Raw genomic sequence first — 20934 nt, 5'->3', positions numbered from 1 at the left:
TGCGACTCTGTTGCCCGAAGGTTAGGCAGTTAAGAGGGATCTGCCAATACCGCATAACGGAACTAAGTTCCGCATTTTTTTCGCAGGACCAAGGCAAGGCCTGTTACGGTAAGGTTTTCAGCTTATATCAAGGCCCAGAACCGGCCAGATTTACGCAGCGTCACGAGGGTGGCCTTTGGACTCTCAAGGGTCGTTGCGACGGTTTCCGCTATCTCAGTTTCATCAGTTCTTCCCTGAACACCTCAGTCGGCGTCCGCCAGCCCAGGCACTTTCTGGGGGTGCCGTTCAAGCGCTCGCAAATCGACTTCATATCTCGATTTGTGAGCGCGGCCACGGGCGCATCGCGTGGAAGATAGCGCCGTGCTCGCTTGTTTAGGTTTTCGACAGAACCCTTTTGCCATGGCGCCTGTGGATCACAAAACCAAGCCTCCGTTCCGATCCCTGGCTTAAGCTTGCGCCACTCCCGGAACTCAAAGCCACGATCAAAGGTGATCGACCGGCGCGCGGTTTGGGGGAGGGGTTCCATCACACCCATCAGCTTGTTTATGAAGTGGGTCGAACTACGGTCGTTGTTGCGGAACAAGACAGCAAAACGGGTCTTGCGCTCAACCAGTGAGGCGACGTTCATCTTGCCCTGAGCGCCCTCGAAGATCATCAGATCACCCTCCCATTCGCCGAAAGTTTCTCGGGTTTTCACGTGCTCAGGACGTTGATGAATGGACCGATCTGGCGGAAATACCTGACCTCTGGGTCTTCTTGCGTATCGCGACCTGCGGTTCTTGCGGCGACTCGGAAGGTGCCGCGCCAATTGTTTGGAACGACCATCCGGGCCGTAAACATAGGCGTAGATGGTCTCGTGGCTCACGCGCACGGATTGGCCTTCAAACTGCAATCGACCTGCGATCTGTTCAGGCGACCAACCTTCTTTAAGCTGCTTGATCACAGCTTTGCGCAGTCCGGCGAGACGCACGAGCTTGCGACGGCGCGCACGTCTTTGAGATGCTGCACGTTGCGCAACCATGCCGTAGTATTCGTTCAATTCTGGAAGTTCTTTGTCGTCATAGTGATTGCGTTTGATCTCGCGATACACCGTGGAAACATGCCTGTCGATCTCTGCTGCAATCTCACGCACAGCGATCTTGGCGTTCAACATATCTTCTATCGCGCGTCGTTCACGTAGGTTAAGCTCTCTATGTGCCATCTTTCATTCTCCTTGCTTTCCAGCAAGATAGGGGAAATTTCGCAACCCAGTTTAGAATGTGCCCCTTTGTGTATCGAAAATCCCGTAATTCACATTATGTAAACAAATTCCCCAAACACCTATCCCACCTCAGGATACACATGTGTCCGCTTCACCACCCCGTAGACAAAACTGGTGTCGATTGACCCGATCCCGCCAATCGGGTGCAGGCGTTCGCGCACAAACCGTTCGTAGCCTTCCAGATCGCTCACCACGACCCGCAGCAGGTAATCTGACAGGCCGGTCATCACCATGCATTCGAGCACCTCGGGAATGCGCTTCATCTGATCTTCGAAATGGCCCACAACATCCTTGGTGTGTTTGTCCAGCGTGATCCGCACCATCACCGTCACCGGCAGCCCGTAGGCCTGCGCGTCCACATCCACGCTATAGCCGGTGATCGCGCCGCTTTGCTCCAGCAGGCGCAGCCGCCGCAGACAAGGCGATGGCGACAGGTTAACCGCGGCAGCAAGGTCAAGGTTGGTCATCCGTCCGTTGGCTTGCAGCGCACGGATTATTTTTCGATCAATCGCGTCGAGTTTTGGCATTTTATTCCAACATTCATGAAATCACAGCACAACATAGCAACTAATGACCTCTGATCCTAGCTGATAATGCCTTCAGAATCGAGGAGACAGCGATGCGTTCCACTGACTATGATTTTTCCACTCGCGCCATTCACCACGGCTATGATCCGCAATCCCATCAGGGGGCGTTGAACCCGCCGATCTACATGACCTCCACCTTCACCTTTGACACGGCCGAATCCGGCGGGGCGATGTTTGCGGGGGAAAAGGAGGGGCATTTCTATTCGCGCATCTCCAACCCGACACTGGATCATCTCGAACAGCGGATCGCCAATCTTGAGGGCGGCGAAGCGGGTCTTTGCACCGCCTCCGGAATGGGCGCGATCACCTCGACCCTTTGGTCGTTTCTTGAGGCCGGTGATGAGGTAATCATCGACAAAACGCTCTATGGCTGCACCTTTGCCTTCATGACCCACGGTTTGCCCCGCTTTGGCGTCAAGGTGACGCTGGTGGATATGACCAACCCCGACAACCTGACCCATGCGATCAGCGAAAAAACCAAGATCGTGTATTTTGAGACACCCGCGAACCCCAACAACCGTTTGGTGGATATTGCGGCGATTTCACAGATCGCCCGTCGCACCGGGGCCAAGGTGGTGGTCGACAACACCTATGCCACGCCGGTGATCACCCGACCGCTCGAACATGGGGCGGATATCGTTGTGCATTCGGCGACGAAGTTCCTCAGCGGCCATGGCGATGTTGTGGCGGGTCTGATCGTCGGCAGTCTTGAGGACATCACCCGGATCCGCCTTGTGGGACTGAAAGACATGACCGGCGCTGTGATGTCACCGATGACCGCGATGCTGCTGCTGCGCGGGATCAAGACGCTTGAATTGCGCATGGAACGGCACTGCAAAACCGCCGCAGAAGTGGCGCAGGCGCTTGAGGCCCATCCCGCCGTGCTCAGCGTGAGCTATCCCGGCCTCGACAGCTTTGCCCAGCGTGATCTGGCCCGACGCCAGATGGCCAATTTCGGCGGCATGATCCCCTTTGAGGTCAAGGGCGGCAAGGCGGGCGGCATTGCCCTGATGAACCGGCTGACCCTGATCCAGCGGGCGGTCAGCCTCGGCGATGCCGAAAGCCTGATCCAGCATCCCGCCAGCATGACCCATTCGACCTACACCCCCGAGGAACGTGCCGAACATGGCATCGCCGAAGGGCTGGTGCGCCTGTCTGTTGGCCTCGAAGGGGCGGCGGACCTGATAAACGATCTGCATGCGGCGCTTGGCGCACATAACATGCAGGCTGCCTGACCTCCCAAAGGCAGCAACTGGGCGCAGGCAGGGGAGTTCCTGCGCCCATTTTTCCCAACAAAATCGGAATAGACCTATGACCAATCCCAAGATCCTTGGCGATGACGCCAGCCTGCCGCCTGCTTCGACCAAGGGGGGATGGCTCAATGACCTGAACCGCGCCCGAACATCGGGTCCGTTTCTCGCCGCGCATCCCGCACCCGGCGCCGGCCTTTCCACCACTGCTGTACATGCCGGCACCCATGACGACCCGCGCACCGGTGCCGTGGGCACGCCGATTTATCAGGCATCGACCTTTGTTCTGAACGAGGGCCAGTACCGTTCTGTCGAGGACGGCTTTGCCCGCGACCGGTTCATCTACTCGCGCTATGGCAACCCGTCCCAATGGGCGGTTCAGGAAAAGCTCGCTGCGCTTGAGGGCGCCGAATCTGCCATCGTTTTCAGCTCTGGCATGGCCGCGATCACCAGCACCGTTCTGGCGCTGATGGACAAGGGCGCACATGTGGTCGCCTCAAGCGATCTTTATGGCGGCACGTTCAACCTTTTTAACCAAGAGTTCCCGACGCTGGGCATGTCCTGCACAATGGTGGATTCCTACGATTTTGACGCCATCGAAGCCGCGATCCAACCCAACACCCAGATGCTGTATTTCGAGGCGATCACCAATCCGCTGCTCAAAGTGATCGACATCCCGCGCCTGGCCGAGATTGCCAAACGCCGCAATGTCCGGCTGGTGGTCGATGCCACCTTTGCCCCGCCTGCGGCGATGCGCACGCTGGATCATGGGGTCGATGTGGTGATCCATTCGGCCTCAAAATACCTCAACGGGCACAGCGATCTGATCGCCGGTGTCGCCGCTGGACCACGCAAACTGATGGATATGATCTGGCCTCGATTGCTCAACTATGGCGGATCGTTGGACCCACATGCCTGTTTCTTGCTGGAACGCGGGCTCAAGACCCTTGCCGTGCGGATGCGTGCGCACGAAGAAAGCGCGCTGGCGCTGGCCGAATTCCTCGAAAGCCATCCGCGTGTGCAAAAGGTGTTCTACCCCTTCCTGCCCAGCCACCCTGATTATGACACCGCCAGTCGCCTGCTGAAAAACGGGACCGGCAATGTCACCTTTTTCATCGAAGGGGGCGACAAGGCCGCGCTGCGCCTGGTTGATGCCCTGAAGATCCCGAAACAAGCCACCAGCCTTGGCGGTGTGGAAAGCCTGATCAGCCTGCCATTCAACACCTCGCAGGCGACATTCACCGCGCGGCAACGGGCTGACATCGGTATTGATCCGGGCTGCGTGCGCCTTTCGGTCGGGATCGAAGACGCCGCCGACCTGATCGCAGATTTCGATCAGGCCCTCACCGCCATTTATCCAGCAAAGGACACCGCACATGCGTAACGCCATCCCCACCGCCGCCCTTAGCGAATTTGTAAACGAAGTCGCCGCCGCCCCCGAAGAGGCGATCATGGATTATGGTCTTGAGGTAAAATGGCAAAGCGGAACCCGTGCCATCAGCGAAACCAAACCGATGAAAGTGGGCCCGCATCAGGTCAGCCGCTCGTTCAGCTGGACATCAGATGAACCGCGCCAATTGATGGGCAACAACCACGGCCCCAACCCGCAAGAGCTGCTGCTGTCGGGTCTGGGCTCTTGCATGATGGTCAGCTTTATCGCGGGGGCCACTGCCGAGGGCATTCAGCTAGAATCGGTGCGCATTGATTTTGACGCCACGCTGGATCTGCGCGGGTTCATGGGGCTGGCAACCAACAGCACCGTTGGCTTCCCAGAAATCCGTTACCAGATCCACGCCACTGGCGATGCCACGGCCGAAGAATTTGCCGAATTGCACCGCAAGTCCGTGGCCCATAGCCCCAATGCGCAGACGATCCTGAACCCTGTGCAATTGACCGGCGACATTATCAGCACCCAGATCGAAAACTGATCTATCATTCTCCTGCCCGCACCCGAGGAAGGCACCGCCATGACACAGATCGACCAAACCCATCTCAAGACCATCGAACAGCGGCTCTTGTGGCTGTCGCATTGGATGATCCACAACGCCAACCACATCCGCCCCAAAACGGACGGGATCAAGGTTGGCGGGCATCAGGCCTCCTCCGCCTCCATGGTCTCCATCATGACCGCCCTTTACTACAGCGCCCTGCGCCCTGAAGACCGGGTGGCGGTCAAACCCCATGCCTCACCCATTTTCCACGCAATCCAGTATTTGATGGGCAACCAGACCCGCGAGAAAATGGAAAACTTCCGTGGCTATCAGGGCGTGCAAAGCTATCCCAGCCGCACCAAGGACATCGACGATGTGGATTTCTCCACCGGTTCTGTTGGTCTTGGTGTGGCGATCACCTCCTTTGCTTCGCTGGTGCAGGACTACATCACCGCCAAGGATTGGGGGGATGGTCTGCCACTTGGCCGGATGGTCGCGCTGGTGGGCGATGCGGAACTGGACGAGGGCAATGTTTACGAGGCCCTGCAAGAGGGCTGGAAAAACGATTTGCGCAACACATGGTGGATCATCGACTACAACCGCCAGTCGCTGGACGGTGTGGTGCGCGAGGGGCTGTTCAAACGCATCGAACAGATCTTTGACGCCTTCGGCTGGGACGTGGTCAAGGTCAAATACGGCGCTTTGCAACGGGCCGCGTTCAAGGAACCGGGCGGCGACAAACTGCGCGACTGGATCGACAATTGCCCGAACCAGCTTTATTCCGCGCTCACCTTTATGGGCGGCGCGGTCTGGCGCGAACGGCTGATGGAGGCGCTTGGCGATCAAGGCGATGTGACCGCGCTGATCGACGCCCGTTCGGACGATGAACTCGCCGATCTGATGGAAAACCTCGGCGGCAACTGCGTGCAGACCATGGCCGAAACCTTTGCCGCCATCGACCATGACCGCCCCACATGTTTTCTGGCCTATACCGTCAAGGGCTGGGGCACGCCCATCGCCGGTCACAAGGACAACCACGGCGGCCTGATGAACAAAACCCAGATGGCGGAATGGCAAAAACACATGGGCGTGGCCGAAGGCGACGAATGGGAAAAATTCGCCACTGTCCAAGACCCCGCTGCGCTGCAAGCCTTCCTCGACAAAGCACCGTTCTTTGCCAAGGGTCGCCGCCGCTATACCGATGACAAACTGCCGGTTCCGGCGATTGATCTGGCCTCTGACCGCGAGATTTCGACACAGATGGCCTTTGGGAAGATCCTTGATGACCTGTCCAAAGGTGACAGTGATCTGGCCGCGCGGATCGTCACCATGTCCCCCGATGTGACCGGCACCACCAACCTTGGTCCATGGGTGAACCGGCGCAAATTGTTTGCTCGCACCGAACAGGCCGACACCTTTATCAACGAAAAGATCCCTTCGACCGCGAAATGGGAATTCACCCCCAAGGGCCAGCATATCGAACTGGGCATTGCCGAGATGAACCTGTTCCTTCTGCTGGGTGCGGCGGGCCTGTCGCATGCGCTGTTTGGAAAACGGGTCATCCCCATCGGAACGGTCTACGATCCCTTTGTCGCCCGCGGTCTCGATGCGCTGAATTACGCCTGTTATCAGGACGCTCGGTTTATGATCGTGGGCACCCCCTCGGGTGTCACCCTCGCCCCTGAAGGCGGTGCGCATCAATCCATCGGATCACCTCTCATCGGGATGAGCCAGGACGGGCTGGCCAGCTTTGAGCCTGCCTTTGCCGATGAACTGGCGGTGATCATGAAATGGGCCTTTGATTATCTGCAAAAAGACGGCGAAGGCGACCCGGACGAACGCACATGGCTGCGCGATGAAACCGGCGGTTCGGTCTATTTGCGGCTGACAACCAACCCCATCGAACAGCCGGGAAAACGGGTGGATGAAGACTTCCGCCAAGGCGCGATTGACGGGGCCTATTGGCTGCGCAAACCGGGGCCGAACTGCGAGGTGGTGATCGCCTATCAGGGGGCCGTCGCCCCCGAGGCGATCAAGGCCGCAGGCACCATTGCCGAAGGGCGGCGTGATGTTGGCGTGCTGGCCGTGACCTCCGCCGACCGGTTGAATGCGGGATGGACGGCCGCGCAACGGGCCCGCGCCCGCGGCAATGCACGGGCGCAAAGCCATGTAGAAACCCTGCTGTCGGCCCTGCCCCGCGATTGCAAGCTGGTCACGGTGATTGATGGCCATCCTGCCACGCTGTCATGGCTCGGCTCGGTGATCGGGCATCAAACGGTTCCGCTGGGGGTCGAACACTTTGGCCAGACCGGCACCATCGCCGATCTTTATCGCCACTTCGGCATCGACGCCGCCTCAATCGTGGAAAAGGTGCAAGGGCTGACACCGGGGCGCAACGTGGTCCACCGGATCGCAGGCTAGACACCTGACCCCTGTGCCGGGGCGCTGATACGCGATTTCTTGCGGTAAGCCCCCGGCGTCAGGTCCGTCCAACGTTTGAAGGCACGGTGAAAATTCGCCGCCGAGGCAAAGCCGACATCAAGCGATATCGCCTCAATGCTCTTGCCCCCTTGCGCCAAATCCCGGATCGCAAGATCCCGGCGCAACCCATCCTTGATCCCCTGAAAGGACGTGCCTTCCGCATCCAGCCGCCGCATCAATGTGCGCGGCGTCAGATGCAGCCGCTGTGCCGTATCCTTCAATCCTGCCTCCAGCCGGTCTGAGGCCAACAACAATTCCCGCACCCGCAGCGGCAGCGCATGTTCATTCAGGCTGGTGAAAATCCAGTCGCGCGGGGCACGGATCAGAAACTCCTGCATTTCCGCCTCTGTGCGCGACACCGGCATCGGCCCCACGCTGGCATCAAAACTCACATAGGACTGCGCTTGCCCAAACCGGATCGCCGCCGGAAACAGGATCGGATAATCGGCGGCGAACTCCGGCCGCTCAAAACAGAACCCGACCGAGGTCAGCGGCAGCTCGCGCCCCGCCAGCCAGGACGCAACCCCATGCGTCAGCTTGAGCAGCAACATATGGCCAAACCGCTGCGGCACCTGATCCCCGCGCGGCACCAAGGCCATGCGCAGGGTCTCGCCGTCATTGTCCAGCCTCATCTCGTAGTCATCCAGCAGCAGGTTCCAGAACGACGTGAACCGGAACAGTGCCGCAGACAGCGACGATGCCCCCCGCACCGAGGCACACAGATGTTTGAGCGCACCGGGCCGGATCGTCCGGCTGCACAGGCCCATCATCTCGTCCCCGGTTTCTGCCACGACCATCTGATACAGCCGGACGATCTGATCATGGGTCACACGCCCCCGCGCGCCGTTCACCGCCGAAAGGCCGGTCTTGTCCAGAAAATCCGCCATTTGCCGCGCCGAACAGTCGCGGCGCAGCACCGCCAGCCAATCATCCAGAAAGGCCCGCGACACAGTTGGCAATATCGTAACGGTCTTTGCGCTGTTCATTGGCCCATATCGCGCAGCTTTGTCACTTTTTGCAAGTTTTGCGTCCATAGAAGAGATGGCAAGCCCCCCTTTGTCCGCTATGTATGGCGCAACGCAGCTGCCAATCGGAGACACCACAATGTTCACCGCCCCGACCCAAGACATGCTCTTTAACATCACCCATCTGACACAATGGGACAAAATCTCGACCCTGCCGCAATACGAGGGGCTCGATCTCGATGACATTGGCGCCGTTCTTGAGGAATACAGCCGTTTCTGCGGCGAGGTCATCGCGCCGCTCAACGCTTCCGGCGATCAGACCGGCGCGCAATACAACGCCGGCCGCGTGACCATGCCCGATGGCTTTACCGAAGCCTATGCGCAGTTTGTCGAAATGGGCTGGCAAAGCCTGCAACACCCCGAAGAATTTGGCGGTCAGGGTCTGCCCCGTTCCGTCGGTGCGGCGGCGACCGAAATGCTCAACGCCGCAAACATGAGCTTTGCCCTCTGTCCGCTATTGACCGATGGCGCGATTGAGGCGCTTTTGACCGCCGGATCGGACGCGCAAAAGCAAACCTATCTGGCCAATCTCACCTCCGGAAAATGGTCCGGCACAATGAACCTGACCGAACCACAAGCGGGCAGCGATCTGGCGCTGGTGAAATCCAAAGCGGTCCCCAATGACGATGGCACCTATGCCATCACCGGCACCAAAATCTATATCACCTACGGCGAACACGACATGTCGGAAAACACCGTGCATCTGGTGCTTGCCCGCACGCCGGATGCCCCCGCTGGCGTCAAGGGGATCAGCCTGTTTCTGGTGCCCAAATTCATGGTTGGCGATGACGGAACATTGGGCGAGCGCAACGCAGTGCAATGTGTCAGCATCGAACACAAACTGGGCATCTCCGCCAGCCCCACCGCGGTTTTGCAGTTTGAAGGTGCAACCGGTTATCTGATCGGCGACGAAAACGCCGGGCTCAGCTATATGTTCGAAATGATGAATTCCGCCCGCTATGCCGTGGGCCTACAAGGGGTCGGCATTGCCGAACGCGCCTTTCAACAGGCGCTCGCCTTTGCAAAGGACCGCGTGCAAAGCGCCCCGGTCGACGGCTCCACCCGCGAGGCCGTGACCATCATTCACCACCCCGACGTGCGCCGCCTGCTGGCCCGGATGCAGGCGCTGGCCGAAGGGGGCCGCGCCCTCGCCGCATTTGCCGCAGGCTGGCAAGATCTCGCCCGCCACGCCGCCAGCGAAGGAGACCGCACCGAGGCATCCGCCATTTCAGAGTTCCTGACTCCCTTGGTCAAAGGCTACTGCACCGAATCCGCCATCGACGTCACCTCCGCCGGGGTGCAGGTGCATGGCGGCATGGGCTTTATCGAGGAAACCGGCGCGGCGCAGCATTACCGCGACGCCCGCATCCTGCCGATCTATGAAGGCACAACCGCCATTCAGGCCAACGACCTGATTGGCCGTAAAACCCTGCGCGATGGCGGACGCACCGCGCTCGCCCTCGCCGCGATGATCAAAGGCACCGAGGCCGATCTGGCCGCTGGCGATCCGATCGCGCAATCCGTTGGCAAACAACTTTCCACCGCCCGCGCTGCCTTTGAAACCGTCGTGGCACATTTTCTGGAAACTGCCAAACAGAACCCCCGCGCGGCCTATGGCGGCTCCGTGCCCTATCTGATGCTGGCCGGAAATCTGGTCAGTGGCTGGCAAATGGCCCGCGCCCTCTTGGCCGCGCAAGGCGAGATCGCATCGGGAAACAGCACTCCGTTCCTCAAGGCCAAGATCGCCACCGCGCGGTTCTACGCCGATCACATTCTTGTCGAGGCCGAAACCCAGAAGCGCCGCATCACCGGCGGCGAAGACAGCCTGCTCGCGTTTGATTTTGCCTGATCACCCGCGCCCACTATCGCACAAAGGACGACCCTATGACCAAAACCATCGACATCTCCAGCTATACCAATCTTGACCTCGCGCCACAGGACGACGGCGTTTGGGTTGTCACCCTGAACCGCCCGAAAAAGCGCAACGCGCTGGACATCGACACCATTGAAGAGTTGGTTGATTTCTTCTCACTCGCGCCTCGCGCCGGTGTCAAAGCCGTGGTTCTGGCCGGGGCAGGCGATCATTTCTGCGCCGGTCTCGACCTGATCGAACACCACGACGAAGACCGCAGCCCGGCCGATTTCATGCATGTCTGTCTGCGCTGGCACGAGGCTTTCAACAAGATGGAATATGGTGGGGTGCCGGTGATCGCCGCCCTGCAAGGCGCGGTGGTTGGCGGCGGCCTTGAACTGGCCAGTTCCGCCCATGTGCGCGTGATGGATCAGACCTGCTATTTCGCTCTGCCTGAAGGCCAGCGCGGGCTGTTCACGGGTGGCGGCGCGACCATCCGCGTGGCCGATCTGGTGGGCAAATCGCGGATGATCGACATGATGCTGACGGGCCGTGTCTATCAGGGGCAAGAGGCCGTGGATCTGGGTCTTGCCCAATATATCGTGGAGGGGTCCAGCTTTGACAAAGCCATGGAACTGGCCCGCGCCGCCGCACAAAACCTGCCTTTGACCAACTTTGCCATCTGCTCGGCGATCAGCCACATGCAGAACATGTCCGCCCTCGATGCCGCCTATGCCGAAGCGGTTGTCGCCGGTGTGGTCAACACCCAGCCGGACGCCCGTGCCCGCCTTGCGGCCTTTGCAGATAAAACCGCCGCGCGGGTGCGCCCCAACAGCTGATCCTGGGCGCGGCTTTCAAACCTTTGGCGGGCGGCTGATCGCCCGTCAGACCGGTTTCCGCCCACAGGACACCTGCTGCGGTGCAGCGGCGCCTTCGATGCCTGGCGGCGGCGATTTTTGCATGGGTTCGATCCGGTCCCGGATAACCCTGTTCAGCAGGGCACAATCCCCCTCGGAAATTGCCCGCCGCACTGCACGCAACAGGCCCGCCACTTCGATCTGGCTCAGCATTGCTTCCTTGGCCCGCAGAATTTTTGGATGCGGGGTCTGGATCAAACTGCGCCGATCGATCAGCAGCTCTTCATGCAGCTTCTCGCCGGGGCGCAGGCCGGTGATCCTGATCGCAATATCGCCCCTTCCGGTCACAGGATCACGTTCTTGCCGGCCAGACAGGCGGATCATCCGCCGCGCAATGTCCATCACCCGTTGCGCCGCGCCCATGTCCAGAACAAAGACCTCACCACCTTTGGCAAAGGCACCGGCCAGCAGCACCAGCCGCGCCGCCTCCGGCATGGTCATGAAATACCGCGTGACCTCGGGGTGGGTCACGGTCACTGGACCGCCCGTGGCAATCTGCCGTTGAAACAGCGGCAGAACAGACCCCGAAGACCCCAGAACATTGCCAAACCGCACGATGGCTGAGCGGGTCTGTGCATGGCGGGTTTGCATGTCCTGCACCACCAGTTCCGCGATCCGCTTGGTCGCGCCCATCACATTGGCAGGCCGCACCGCCTTGTCAGAGGAGACCAGAATGAACCGTTCAACGCCCGCCTCAACCGCCGCCTTGGCCACAGCATGGGTGCCCAACACGTTGTTTTTGGCCCCGGCCAGCGGGTTGTCCTCCACCATAGGCACATGTTTATAGGCCGCCGCATGCAGGACAATCTCCGCCCTGTCCGCCGTGATCACGGCCCGCACCCTTGCGACATCCGTGACGGACCCAAGCCGCGCAACCAGCTTGACCCCTGCCGCATCGGCAAGATCGGCCAATTCCTGCTGCACTTGGTAAAGCTGGAACTCACTGTGATCAAAAAGCACGATCCCCGCCGGACGGCAGGCCAACAACTGCCGGCACAATTCACCGCCGATCGATCCGCCCGCGCCGGTCACCATGATCACCCGCCCGGCGTAAGCCTTGGCAATTTGCGGTGCATCAAGCGCAACCTTGTCGCGGCCCAAAAGCTGTTCCGGTGCCACCGGCCTGATCTGCCCCGGCGGTTCACGTCCCATCAACATATCGGCAAAAGACGGAAGCACCTGCACTTCAACCCCATGGGCCCGCAAGCGCCTGACCACCTGATCGCGCCGCGCCGGCTCCATCGAAGGGGCCGCCAGCACGATCTGCTCAACCCCGTGCCGCGCGATTAATTCCGGCAGCTTGCCAGCGTCAAACACCGCCAAGCCGCAGGCCGTCATCCCCTGCAGATTCGGATTGTCATCCACAAAAAACACCGGGCGCGCCTCACTGGTCTGCGACAATGCCGCCGCCAGCTGCATCCCCGCCGCACCCGCGCCATAGATCGCGATTGTCTGCTGCCCCGCCGGCCGCGTCCGCCCGATCACCCAACGCAGCACATGCAGCGCCGCAATACGCACCCCGGTCGCAAAAAGGGCAAACAGGCTGCCAAATATCACCGCCACCGCGACCGCATGATCCAACCCGGCCAGCGTCATCATCACCGCTGCGATCACGCCCAAAACGCCCGCTGCCATCGTGACCCGCAACCCGCTCATCATTTCCGGCGCGGTCAGCTTCACCCGGTCCAGCCGCACAGCCGCCACCACCAGCGGCGTAACAAGCCCCATCACGATCCACAGATTCGGTGAGGAAGCCCAAAACCCTGTGCCACCGCGCAACACCATCGCCAGACCAAGCGCCGCACACATCAACGCGCTATCCACCGCAATCAGGATAATCCGCTTTTTCCAGCGCGGCAGAATGTGCAATTTTGCAAGATGTTCCAATGCGCCCGTCACCTATCCTTCCTGCCCCATAAAATGGGCAGATGCTGAAGAAACGGTTAATACCGGCCAGTGATCCCCTTTTTGGCCCTAAATACCTCCGGGGAGTTTGAGGGGCTGGCCCCTCAATCCATCATCAAAAACAAGAACCGGTGCGGCGTATATCACCCATGCAACGCGCAGCGTGCAATCACCTCAAAGCGCCCGTCCGCCCGCTCGCCCACCAGCGCCAGATCGTCAATGCGCACGGGTTCGGCCAACACCGGCGCAAAATAGTCTCGCGCCACATGCACCACCCGCCCGGCCTCCGCCTTTGGCATCCGCCCCGTCAGGGTCATGTGAAACCGGTAGGCCTCCATCACATGCGGATAGCCCCAACGCCGCAAATACCCGCGCTGCACCTCGGACAATCCGGGCCGGTTGCGCCGTTCAAATTCGGCATCGGACATCGGCGCGCGCCAGATGTCCAACCCTTCCACAACCTGCGCCGACATGGCCCGCAGCTCCGCCATCCCGCTTTGCGGGATCAGCGCGACAAACCGGCCAAGCGCAACGACATCAAGATCATCGCAACCGACCGGCGCAATGCCTGCACACAGCTGCGTAAAGGCCTGGCTCAAGTCCTCAAGTCGCGCCCCGTGCCGTATCTGAAACGGCGCCATAACAGTGGCATGAAACCCGTATTTGCGCGGCGTTTGGGTCAGCGCGGGCAGGTCCAGATCAAGCCCATCAACCTGCGCAACCTCAGCCCCCTGCGCTATGTCCCAACCCAGCCATACTGCGCCGGCGGCGCCCAATTTCCCCTGCGGCACAACATAGACAGCATATCGCGCATAGGCGCTCATGGCCTGCTCAGTACCACTTGGCCAAGGGCGGCAGGCTCATCAAAACCGCATCCGGGTCATGGCCGGTCTCGAGGCCAAACTTTGTCCCTCGGTCATAAACCAGATTGTATTCGGCATAGAGCCCGCGATGGCGCAATTGCACGTCTTTGTCGGCCTCATCCCAAGAGGTCTCGCGCCGCCGGTCTGCCAGCGGCACAAAGGCGGGCAGAAACGCCGCGCCCACATCCTTGGTCAGCGCGAAATCAGCCGCCCAATCGCCGCTGTTGCGGTCATCATAAAAAATCCCGCCAACCCCACGCGCCCGTTTGCGGTGTGGGATATAGAAATACCGGTCGGCCCAGTCCTTCAACTCGTCATAAAGCGTAGCACCATGGGGATCGCAGGCCCGCTTCATCTCGCTATGGAAATGCGCGGTGTCCTCATCATATTCGATGCAAGGGTTCAAATCCGCGCCGCCGCCAAACCACCAGGCATGCGGGGTCCAGAACATTCGTGTGTTCATATGTACTGCCGGTGCATGGGGGTTTTGCATATGTGCGACCAAGGAAATGCCGGAGGCCCAGAACCGCGGATCGTCTTTCATCCCCGGAATGCCCTTGCGGGCCGCCATGGCCGACTGCGCCCGCTCGCCCAGCACGCCATAAACGGTTGAGATATTGACCCCGACCTTTTCAAACACCCGGCCGCCGCGCATCACGCTCATTTCGCCGCCGCCCGCGTCCGATCCATCTTCCGAGGTACGGCTGGTCTTGCGCACCTCCATGCGTCCCGCCGGGGCATCGCCGCCCTGCCGGTCCTCCAGCGCGTGAAAGGCGCTGACGATCTCGTCGCGCAACTGCCGGAACCAGCCGGACGCCTGCGCTTTTTCAGTTTCAAATGTATCGGTCATGAGCCTGCTGTCTTTGCTGTTCGCGCGCAGATTAAACTGCTCGAGCGGCAGTTGAAACCTGCCGATTGCCGCATCACGCTTGAAATGGTGTGAGTGCCCCCCTACCCTGCCCGGCATGACGCCCCATGGCGGCATGACCCTCACAAAGGCAGGCACGTGACAGCACAATCAGATCTTTCCCGGCCAGACCTGTCCCGCCGCCGCCTGCGCACCTGGATCAGGCTGCTGCGCCTGACACGGGGCACCGAAAACCAGCTGCGCGAATATCTGCGCGTGACCCATGACACCACCCTGCCCCGGTTCGATGTGATGGCCGCACTTTATCGCAATCAATCCCCGATGAAGATGACCGCGCTCAGCAAGATGTTGCTGGTGTCCAACGGCAATGCATCCACCATCGTCAACCGCCTTGAAAAGGATGGTTTGGTTGAACGGGTCTCGCCCGCAAAGGACCGACGGGTGGTCAATGTCACCCTCACCGCCGAGGGCCGCGCCCAGTTCGAAGTGCAGGCCAAGGGCCATGAAGCGATGGTGAATGACCTGTTTGATGGGCTGGACGACGCCGATCTGGATCAGATCCGCGATCTTTTGCGCCGCGCTGATTCCGCAGATGAGGCCGCGATCTAGCCGTTCAGAACCGCCGTTGCCTCGATCTCCACCAGCGCCTCGTCCTCGACCAGACCGGCCACAACAACCATCGTCATCGCCGGAAAATGCCGTCCCAAAACTTTGCGGTACACCGCGCCCACCTCGGCCTGCCGCGCGAGGTATTCTTTCTTGTCGATCACATACCAGGTCAGCCGCACGATATCGGTCACCTGCCCGCCTGCGGCCTCGACCACATCGACGATATTGCGCAGCGCCTGTTCCATCTGCCCGATGAAATCATGACTTTCGAACTTCTGCTCTGCGGTCCAGCCGATCTGTCCGCCGACATACAGCGTGTTGTCCGCCGTTTTCACGCCATTGGCATAGCCTTTGGCCTTGGCCCACCCTTCGGGTTGAATGATCTCATGTGCCATACGTATCTCCTTTACAGATGGGTCTCTAAACGGCTGCGGATGTGATCCGGCCATGGGGTGGATGCGCCTTGGGCGTCGATGAATACGATTGTGGATGTGGCGCTAAACCGCGCCTCAGTGCCGCAAACCGCTTGATAGCTCAGGTCAAGCGATGACCGGCCAATGCGCGTGCAGGTCAGCGTGATATCCAGAACATCGCCCAACCGGCTTGGCCGTTTGAACTTGGCCTCGATCTGCGCCGTCGGGATACCGCTGGCCTGATGCATTTGGGAGAACGGAAAGTCCAACTCTTGCTCAAAGAACGCCTCGACCGTGTCATTGGTCATCTCGAAGAACCGCGGATAGAAAACAATGCCTGCCGGATCACAATGCCGGAACTTGATCTTTTGCCGATAGGTGAATGCCATGCTCAGACCCCCAGATACCGGTCTTTGACCTCTGCACTCAGATCGCTCATCGTGCCATGCCAGACCGACACACCCCGCTCCAGAATGACCACGCTATCGGCCACCTGGCGCAGCTCGCTGATGGTCTTGTCCACCACGAGGATCGACAGGGAGGTGGTCTTTTTCAGGGTCGCAATCGCTGCCCAAATTTCCTGCCGCACCACGGGTGCCAGCCCTTCGGTGGCCTCATCAAGAATCAACAACCGCGGATTGGTCATCAACGCCCGGCCAATCGCCAACATCTGTTGTTCCCCGCCCGACAGCGAGCCCGCCAGTTGACCGCCGCGTTCCTCCAGCCGTGGAAACAGCGCATGCACGCGGGCAAAGTCCCACTCACCGGGCCGCGCCGAGGCAAAGAGGTTTTCGCGCACCGTCAGATTGGTGAAACACCGCCGCCCCTCCGGCACCAGCCCGATGCCAAGCCGCGCTGCCTTGTGGGCGGGCAACGCGCCGATGTCCTGCCCGTCAAACAGCACCTGCCCCTGCGGGTTTTTCAGCAACCGGCTGATCACCTTGATCGTGGTGGATTTGCCCATGCCGTTGCGCCCCATCAGGGCGACAACCTCGCCCTCGCTGATCGTCAGATCGACACCAAACAGGGCCTGCGACGCGCCATAGATCGCGGTGATCTGCTCTAGCTGCAACAGGCTCATGCCGCGTCCTCCTCGCCCAGATAGGCCAGTTTGACCTCCGGATTTGTGCGGATCTCATCCACTGATCCGGTTGCGATGATCTTGCCGTAGACCAGCACCGATATCCGGTCGGCCAAGGCAAACACCGCGTCCATGTCGTGTTCCACCAATAAAATGGGCGCTTCGGTCTTCAGCGCCCCAAGAAATCCGGTCAGGGCCTGCGATCCTTCGACGCCCATGCCCGCCATCGGCTCATCCATCAAAAACGCCTTGGGCGACAGAGTCAGCGCCACCGCGACCTCCAATTGCCGCCGACGCCCGTGTGACAGCTCCGATGTGCGCACATGCGCCAGATCACGCAGTTCCACCCGGTCCAGTGCCTTGTAGGCGCGTTCGAGTAGCCGCGTGTCTTTCATCGCATCGCGGAAAAACCTGAACCACGATCCGCTTTGCCCCACCGCGCCCAGCAGGACATTTTCCAGCACGGTAAAATCCATCGCCAGCGCCGAAATCTGGAAGGTGCGTCCCAATCCGGCCCGCGCCCGCCGTGCGGTGCTGTGCTGGCTGACGTCGCGCCCGTCAAAAAACACCTTGCCGCTGTCGGGCTTCAAACCACCGGCAATCTGCTTGATCAGGGTCGATTTGCCCGCCCCGTTCGGCCCGATCAACGCATGGATCTCGCCCGGTTTCAGGTCCAGCGATATGCCATCACTGGCCTTGAGCGCGCCAAAGGATTTGCAGATGTTATCGACCCTCAGAATGCTATCCGTCATGGCGCACCTCCCGGCGGGCCAACCCGCCCACGATGCCGCCCTTGGCGAACAACACCACAAACAGCAGGATCAGCCCCAGATAAATCTGCCAATACTCCGAAATCCCGCCCAGCATATGTTCCAGCAGGATGTAAACAGCCGCACCCGCAACCGGCCCAAACAGCCGCGCAACACCGCCCAGAATGATAAACACCATAATCTCGCCCGAGGTGTGCCAGCTGAACATTGTCGGGCTGACAAAACGGTTGAGATCGGCAAACAGCGCCCCGGCCAAGCCGGTGATCGCCCCCGATATGACAAAGGCCACCAGCCGCAGCCGATAGACATTGATCCCCACCGTCAGCGCCCGTTCCTCGTTCTGATGCGCGCCGTTCAATGCCAGACCAAAGGGCGATTTGTTCAACCGGTTCACCAGAAACAACACCGCCATCAGCACCACAAAACAGATCCCGAAAAACTGGATCGGATCAAGGGTGTTCACCCCCGGAAACTGGTTGCGCACATAGATCGACAGCCCGTCCTCGCCGCCATAGGCCGGCCAGCTGATCGTGAAATAGTAAAACATCTGGCCAAATGCGAGCGTGACCATGATGAAGTAAACACCGCTGGTGCGCAGGCTCAATGCCCCGATCAACAACGCCGCAAGTGCCGAGGCAACAATCGCCACCAGCCAGATCACCGGCATAAGATTGGTGCCTTCGATCAAAAAGGGCGCCTCCATCAGCGGCGCATAATCCTGCGCATGGCTGGCCAGAATACCCATCGCATAGCCGCCAATCCCGAAATAGGCCGCATGACCAAAACTGACCAATCCGCCCTGCCCCAGCGCGAGGTTTAGCCCCACGCCAGCCAGCGCGAGAATCGCCGCCTTGGTCGCCAACGTGATGATAAACGGCTCATCCAGTTGCAGCGCCACCAGAGGCACGATCAGCAACAGCGCCCCGATCAGCAGGTTGAGATATCTTTCCCGGATCACGTCACGCGCTCCCAAACAGTCCGGTGGGTTTGAACAAAAGCACCCCCGCCATCAGGATATAAATCAGCATCGAGGCCAGCGCCGAACCCACCGAGCTGGCCGCCGCAGGGTCCATGAACACCGCAAAAGCCCAAGGCAGCATCGTGCGCCCCAAAGTGTCGGTCAGCCCGACCAGTATCGCACCGGCCAGCGCCCCTTTGATCGATCCGATGCCGCCGATGACGATCACCACAAAGGCAAGGATCAACACAGGCTCGCCCATGCCCACCTCAACCGACTGGATCGCGCCCACCAAGGCACCCGACAGCCCGGCCAGCGCCGCGCCAAGGGCAAAAACCAATGTGTAAAGAACGGAAATATCAACGCCCAAGGCACCAATCATCTCGCGGTCGTTTTCCCCTGCTCTGATCCGCATCCCCACACGGGTTTTCGAGATCAGCAGGAACAGCCCGACCGCCACTGCCAGCCCGATCAGGATGATCGTCAACCGGTAGCGCGAATATTCAATTCCTCCCGGCAGGGTCAGTGTGCCTGACAGCGCCTCGGGAATATTCAGGAACAACGGGAAGGATCCAAAGACCCACCGCGTTGCCTCCGAGAAAATCAGGATCAGGGCAAAGGTCGCCAACACCTGATCAAGGTGGTCTCGCGCATAAAGCCGCCGGATCACCGTCAATTCAATCAGTGCCCCGAACAGCGCCGCAGCAGCAAGGCTGGCCGCCAGTGCCAGCAGAAACGATCCGGTCCAACCCGCAACCGCCGCTGCCGCAAAGGCCCCCACCATATACAGCGATCCATGCGCCAGATTGATCAGCCCCATCACCCCAAAGATCAGGGTCAGACCAGCGGCCATCAAAAACAGCATGACGCCAAACTGAAGCCCGTTCAGGATCTGCTCAATGATAAGGATAGAAGACATTGCCCTGCCTTTGATTGTCTTCACCGGCAAGGCCCTGCCCCGCCGGTGAAAGGTCAGTTGCTCAGAGCTTGCACTCGGCGGCATAGACATCCTGATGGTCCGTCAGGCCGGTGCTGATGATCTTGTTGGTGTAGACGTCACCCTCCTTGATCACTTCACGCACATAGATGTCCTGAATCGGGTGGTTGTTGTTGCCGAACTTGAACTTGCCCCGCACCGAGGCAAAGTCGGCCTCTTTCAGTGCAGCGCGGAAGGCATCCTGGTCTTTTACATCCGCCTTGCCCATCGCGCTGATGATCAGGTTGGCCGTGTCAAACCCTTGCGAGGCATAAAGCGATGGCAAACGCCCGTATTCCGCCTGAAAGGTCTCGACAAAGGCTTTGTTGGCGGGATTGTCGATGTCCTTGTTCCACTGCGATGTGTTCTGCACACCCAGCGCCGCATCGCCAACCGCCTGCAAGATGCCCTGATCAAAGCTGAAGGCCGGGCCTACAACCGGCAGGTCAATGCCGCTGTCGGCATATTGCTTGAGGAAGGAAATCCCCATGCCGCCGGGCAGGAAGAAAAACACGCTGTCGGCATCGGATGCGCGGATCTGCGCGATCTCCGCGGCATAGTCGGTCTGGCCCAGCTTGGTATAAAGCTCGCCCGCCAGATCGCCGGAATACATCCGTTTGTACCCTTTCAGCGCATCCTTGCCCGCCGGGTAGTTCGGCGCGAGGATAAAGCTGTTCTTGTAGCCAACGGACGTGGCATGTGCGCCCGCCGCTTCGTGCAGGTTATCGTTCTGCCACGCCACGTTGAAATAATTCTCATGACAGCCCTTGCCGGCCAGTTGGAACGGGCCCGCGTTGGGGGACAGATAGAATTTGCCCTGCGCCGTTGCACTTGGCACCACGGCCAGCGCCAGGTTCGACCACACGATACCGGTCAGGATATCGACCTTTTCGGACTGGATCATCTTGTCGGCCAGCTGCACCGCCACATCCGGTTTGCGCTGGTCATCCTCAACCACCACTTCGATCCCGTCGTTGCCCGATTGCTTCACGGCCAGCAGGAACCCGTCGCGAATATCCACACCCAGACCCGCGCCGCCGCCGGTCAGTGTGGTGATCACCCCGACCTTCACCTTGGCATGCCCGTCCGCAACAGCGGCACCCGCCATCGCCAAGGCAACAGCCGTCGCCGCGCCCAATGTCTTGAGGCCCATCTTGGCCATCTTTGTTTTTTGCATTTTTCGTCTC

The 20934-nt window shown here is 60.1% G+C and carries 19 protein-coding genes and 1 pseudogene; 7 read left to right on the top strand and 13 right to left on the bottom strand.

The genetic code is table 11. The features are described 5' to 3' along the window. Positions 1–208: 208 nt before the first annotated feature. Together JNX03_RS19630 and JNX03_RS19625 are read right to left on the bottom strand one after the other, a co-directional pair. Positions 209–1201 (bottom strand): IS30 family transposase, encoded by a 993-nt coding sequence (locus JNX03_RS19630; RefSeq protein ID WP_203212455.1) that lies wholly within the window; start codon positions 1199–1201, stop codon positions 209–211. Positions 1202–1320: 119 nt separating this feature from the next. Continuing rightward, complete coding sequence (locus JNX03_RS19625; protein WP_203212454.1) at positions 1321–1788, bottom strand: Lrp/AsnC family transcriptional regulator; 468 nt, start codon at positions 1786–1788, stop codon at positions 1321–1323. A 92-nt stretch (positions 1789–1880) separates the two neighbouring features. Here JNX03_RS19625 and JNX03_RS19620 point away from each other — a divergent pair, with 92 nt between their 5' ends. The 4 genes from JNX03_RS19620 (at position 1881) to JNX03_RS19605 (ending at position 7450) form a co-directional block, all read left to right on the top strand. After that, positions 1881–3083 carry a methionine gamma-lyase gene (locus JNX03_RS19620; protein ID WP_203212453.1) on the top strand — a complete coding sequence of 401 codons (1203 nt, stop codon included), beginning with the start codon at positions 1881–1883 and terminating at the stop codon, positions 3081–3083. 76 nt (positions 3084–3159) lie between these two features. Beyond that, entirely contained in the window at positions 3160–4482 is a 1323-nt protein-coding gene (locus tag JNX03_RS19615) for a trans-sulfuration enzyme family protein (RefSeq protein WP_203212452.1), read from the top strand. Beyond that, entirely contained in the window at positions 4475–5026 is a 552-nt protein-coding gene (locus tag JNX03_RS19610; protein WP_203212451.1) for an OsmC family protein, read from the top strand. Before JNX03_RS19615 ends, JNX03_RS19610 begins: the two co-directional genes overlap by 8 nt. Before the next feature lie 39 nt (positions 5027–5065). Continuing rightward, complete coding sequence (locus JNX03_RS19605) at positions 5066–7450, top strand: transketolase-like TK C-terminal-containing protein (RefSeq protein ID WP_203212450.1); 2385 nt, start codon at positions 5066–5068, stop codon at positions 7448–7450. Here the strand turns inward: JNX03_RS19605 and JNX03_RS19600 are convergent. After that, complete coding sequence (locus JNX03_RS19600; RefSeq protein ID WP_203212449.1) at positions 7447–8496, bottom strand: helix-turn-helix domain-containing protein; 1050 nt, start codon at positions 8494–8496, stop codon at positions 7447–7449. The two genes, JNX03_RS19605 and JNX03_RS19600, sit on opposite strands and share 4 nt — an antisense overlap. Positions 8497–8614: 118 nt before the next feature. Between JNX03_RS19600 and JNX03_RS19595 the strand changes: the two genes are divergently transcribed. Both JNX03_RS19595 and dmdD read left to right on the top strand, forming a co-directional pair. Continuing rightward, positions 8615–10384 (top strand): acyl-CoA dehydrogenase, encoded by a 1770-nt coding sequence (locus JNX03_RS19595; protein ID WP_231024409.1) that lies wholly within the window; start codon positions 8615–8617, stop codon positions 10382–10384. A 35-nt stretch (positions 10385–10419) separates the two neighbouring features. After that, positions 10420–11226 (top strand): crotonase/enoyl-CoA hydratase family protein, encoded by an 807-nt coding sequence (gene dmdD / locus JNX03_RS19590; RefSeq protein ID WP_203212448.1) that lies wholly within the window; start codon positions 10420–10422, stop codon positions 11224–11226. Positions 11227–11271: 45 nt separating this feature from the next. On the opposite strand, the gene JNX03_RS19585 is transcribed toward dmdD, so the two are convergent. The 3 genes and pseudogenes from JNX03_RS19585 to hemF form a co-directional block, all read right to left on the bottom strand. Further along, positions 11272–13113, bottom strand: coding sequence for a polysaccharide biosynthesis protein (locus JNX03_RS19585; protein ID WP_203212461.1), 1842 nt, complete (start codon positions 13111–13113; stop codon positions 11272–11274). A gap of 332 nt (positions 13114–13445) precedes the next feature. Beyond that, a pseudogene (locus tag JNX03_RS20745) lies at positions 13446–13850 on the bottom strand (DUF1045 domain-containing protein); the annotation flags it as partial. Positions 13851–14040: 190 nt separating this feature from the next. Continuing rightward, positions 14041–14922, bottom strand: coding sequence for an oxygen-dependent coproporphyrinogen oxidase (gene hemF / locus JNX03_RS19575; RefSeq protein WP_203212446.1), 882 nt, complete (start codon positions 14920–14922; stop codon positions 14041–14043). Positions 14923–15078: 156 nt separating this feature from the next. On the opposite strand from hemF, the gene JNX03_RS19570 reads away from it, so the two are divergent. Beyond that, positions 15079–15549, top strand: a complete 471-nt coding sequence (locus tag JNX03_RS19570) for a MarR family winged helix-turn-helix transcriptional regulator (RefSeq protein WP_203212445.1) — start codon at positions 15079–15081, stop codon at positions 15547–15549. Here the strand turns inward: JNX03_RS19570 and JNX03_RS19565 are convergent. The 7 genes from JNX03_RS19565 to JNX03_RS19535 all read right to left on the bottom strand — a co-directional run bounded on the left by JNX03_RS19565 (position 15546) and on the right by JNX03_RS19535 (position 20900). Then, complete coding sequence (locus JNX03_RS19565) at positions 15546–15944, bottom strand: RidA family protein (RefSeq protein ID WP_203212444.1); 399 nt, start codon at positions 15942–15944, stop codon at positions 15546–15548. The genes JNX03_RS19570 and JNX03_RS19565 overlap by 4 nt on opposite strands. 11 nt (positions 15945–15955) lie before the next feature. Then, on the bottom strand, positions 15956–16351 hold the full coding sequence (locus JNX03_RS19560; RefSeq protein ID WP_203212443.1) for an acyl-CoA thioesterase: 396 nt from the start codon (positions 16349–16351) through the stop codon (positions 15956–15958). A gap of 2 nt (positions 16352–16353) precedes the next feature. Then, positions 16354–17043: an ABC transporter ATP-binding protein gene (locus tag JNX03_RS19555; protein WP_203212442.1), complete on the bottom strand. Its 690-nt coding sequence runs from the start codon at positions 17041–17043 to the stop codon at positions 16354–16356. Further along, positions 17040–17795 carry an ABC transporter ATP-binding protein gene (locus JNX03_RS19550; protein WP_203212441.1) on the bottom strand — a complete coding sequence of 252 codons (756 nt, stop codon included), beginning with the start codon at positions 17793–17795 and terminating at the stop codon, positions 17040–17042. Before JNX03_RS19550 ends, JNX03_RS19555 begins: the two co-directional genes overlap by 4 nt. Further along, complete coding sequence (locus tag JNX03_RS19545; protein ID WP_203212440.1) at positions 17785–18771, bottom strand: branched-chain amino acid ABC transporter permease; 987 nt, start codon at positions 18769–18771, stop codon at positions 17785–17787. The genes JNX03_RS19550 and JNX03_RS19545 overlap by 11 nt, the downstream gene beginning before the upstream one ends. A gap of 1 nt (position 18772) precedes the next feature. After that, positions 18773–19690 (bottom strand): branched-chain amino acid ABC transporter permease, encoded by a 918-nt coding sequence (locus JNX03_RS19540; protein ID WP_203212439.1) that lies wholly within the window; start codon positions 19688–19690, stop codon positions 18773–18775. A gap of 61 nt (positions 19691–19751) precedes the next feature. Continuing rightward, the gene (locus JNX03_RS19535) at positions 19752–20900 is read right to left on the bottom strand and encodes an ABC transporter substrate-binding protein (RefSeq protein ID WP_203212460.1); all 1149 of its coding nucleotides are present in this window, start codon (positions 20898–20900) and stop codon (positions 19752–19754) included. Between the last annotated feature and the right edge of the window lie 34 nt (positions 20901–20934).

The sequence above is a fragment of the Sulfitobacter mediterraneus genome (assembly GCF_016801775.1).
Taxonomy (GTDB): Bacteria; Pseudomonadota; Alphaproteobacteria; order Rhodobacterales; family Rhodobacteraceae; genus Sulfitobacter; species Sulfitobacter mediterraneus_A.
This window is presented reverse-complemented; position numbering and strand designations above follow the sequence as displayed.

Bases quoted from the DNA above. Each gene is read 5' to 3' on its own strand.
- JNX03_RS19555 (WP_203212442.1), bottom strand. From the start codon at position 17,043: ATGAGCCTGTTGCAGCTAGAGCAGATCACCGCGATCTATGGCGCGTCG.
- JNX03_RS19625 (WP_203212454.1), bottom strand. From the start codon at position 1,788: ATGCCAAAACTCGACGCGATTGATCGAAAAATAATCCGTGCGCTGCAA.
- hemF (WP_203212446.1), bottom strand. From the start codon at position 14,922: ATGACCGATACATTTGAAACTGAAAAAGCGCAGGCGTCCGGCTGGTTC.
- dmdD (WP_203212448.1), top strand. From the start codon at position 10,420: ATGACCAAAACCATCGACATCTCCAGCTATACCAATCTTGACCTCGCG.
- JNX03_RS19620 (WP_203212453.1), top strand. From the start codon at position 1,881: ATGCGTTCCACTGACTATGATTTTTCCACTCGCGCCATTCACCACGGC.
- JNX03_RS19630 (WP_203212455.1), bottom strand. From the start codon at position 1,201: ATGGCACATAGAGAGCTTAACCTACGTGAACGACGCGCGATAGAAGAT.
- JNX03_RS19550 (WP_203212441.1), bottom strand. From the start codon at position 17,795: ATGACGGATAGCATTCTGAGGGTCGATAACATCTGCAAATCCTTTGGC.
- JNX03_RS19560 (WP_203212443.1), bottom strand. From the start codon at position 16,351: ATGGCATTCACCTATCGGCAAAAGATCAAGTTCCGGCATTGTGATCCG.
- JNX03_RS19585 (WP_203212461.1), bottom strand. From the start codon at position 13,113: ATGTGTGCGGCGCTTGGTCTGGCGATGGTGTTGCGCGGTGGCACAGGG.
- JNX03_RS19540 (WP_203212439.1), bottom strand. From the start codon at position 19,690: ATGTCTTCTATCCTTATCATTGAGCAGATCCTGAACGGGCTTCAGTTT.
- JNX03_RS19605 (WP_203212450.1), top strand. From the start codon at position 5,066: ATGACACAGATCGACCAAACCCATCTCAAGACCATCGAACAGCGGCTC.
- JNX03_RS19535 (WP_203212460.1), bottom strand. From the start codon at position 20,900: ATGGGCCTCAAGACATTGGGCGCGGCGACGGCTGTTGCCTTGGCGATG.
- JNX03_RS19595 (WP_231024409.1), top strand. From the start codon at position 8,615: ATGTTCACCGCCCCGACCCAAGACATGCTCTTTAACATCACCCATCTG.
- JNX03_RS19610 (WP_203212451.1), top strand. From the start codon at position 4,475: ATGCGTAACGCCATCCCCACCGCCGCCCTTAGCGAATTTGTAAACGAA.
- JNX03_RS19615 (WP_203212452.1), top strand. From the start codon at position 3,160: ATGACCAATCCCAAGATCCTTGGCGATGACGCCAGCCTGCCGCCTGCT.
- JNX03_RS19565 (WP_203212444.1), bottom strand. From the start codon at position 15,944: ATGGCACATGAGATCATTCAACCCGAAGGGTGGGCCAAGGCCAAAGGC.
- JNX03_RS19600 (WP_203212449.1), bottom strand. From the start codon at position 8,496: ATGAACAGCGCAAAGACCGTTACGATATTGCCAACTGTGTCGCGGGCC.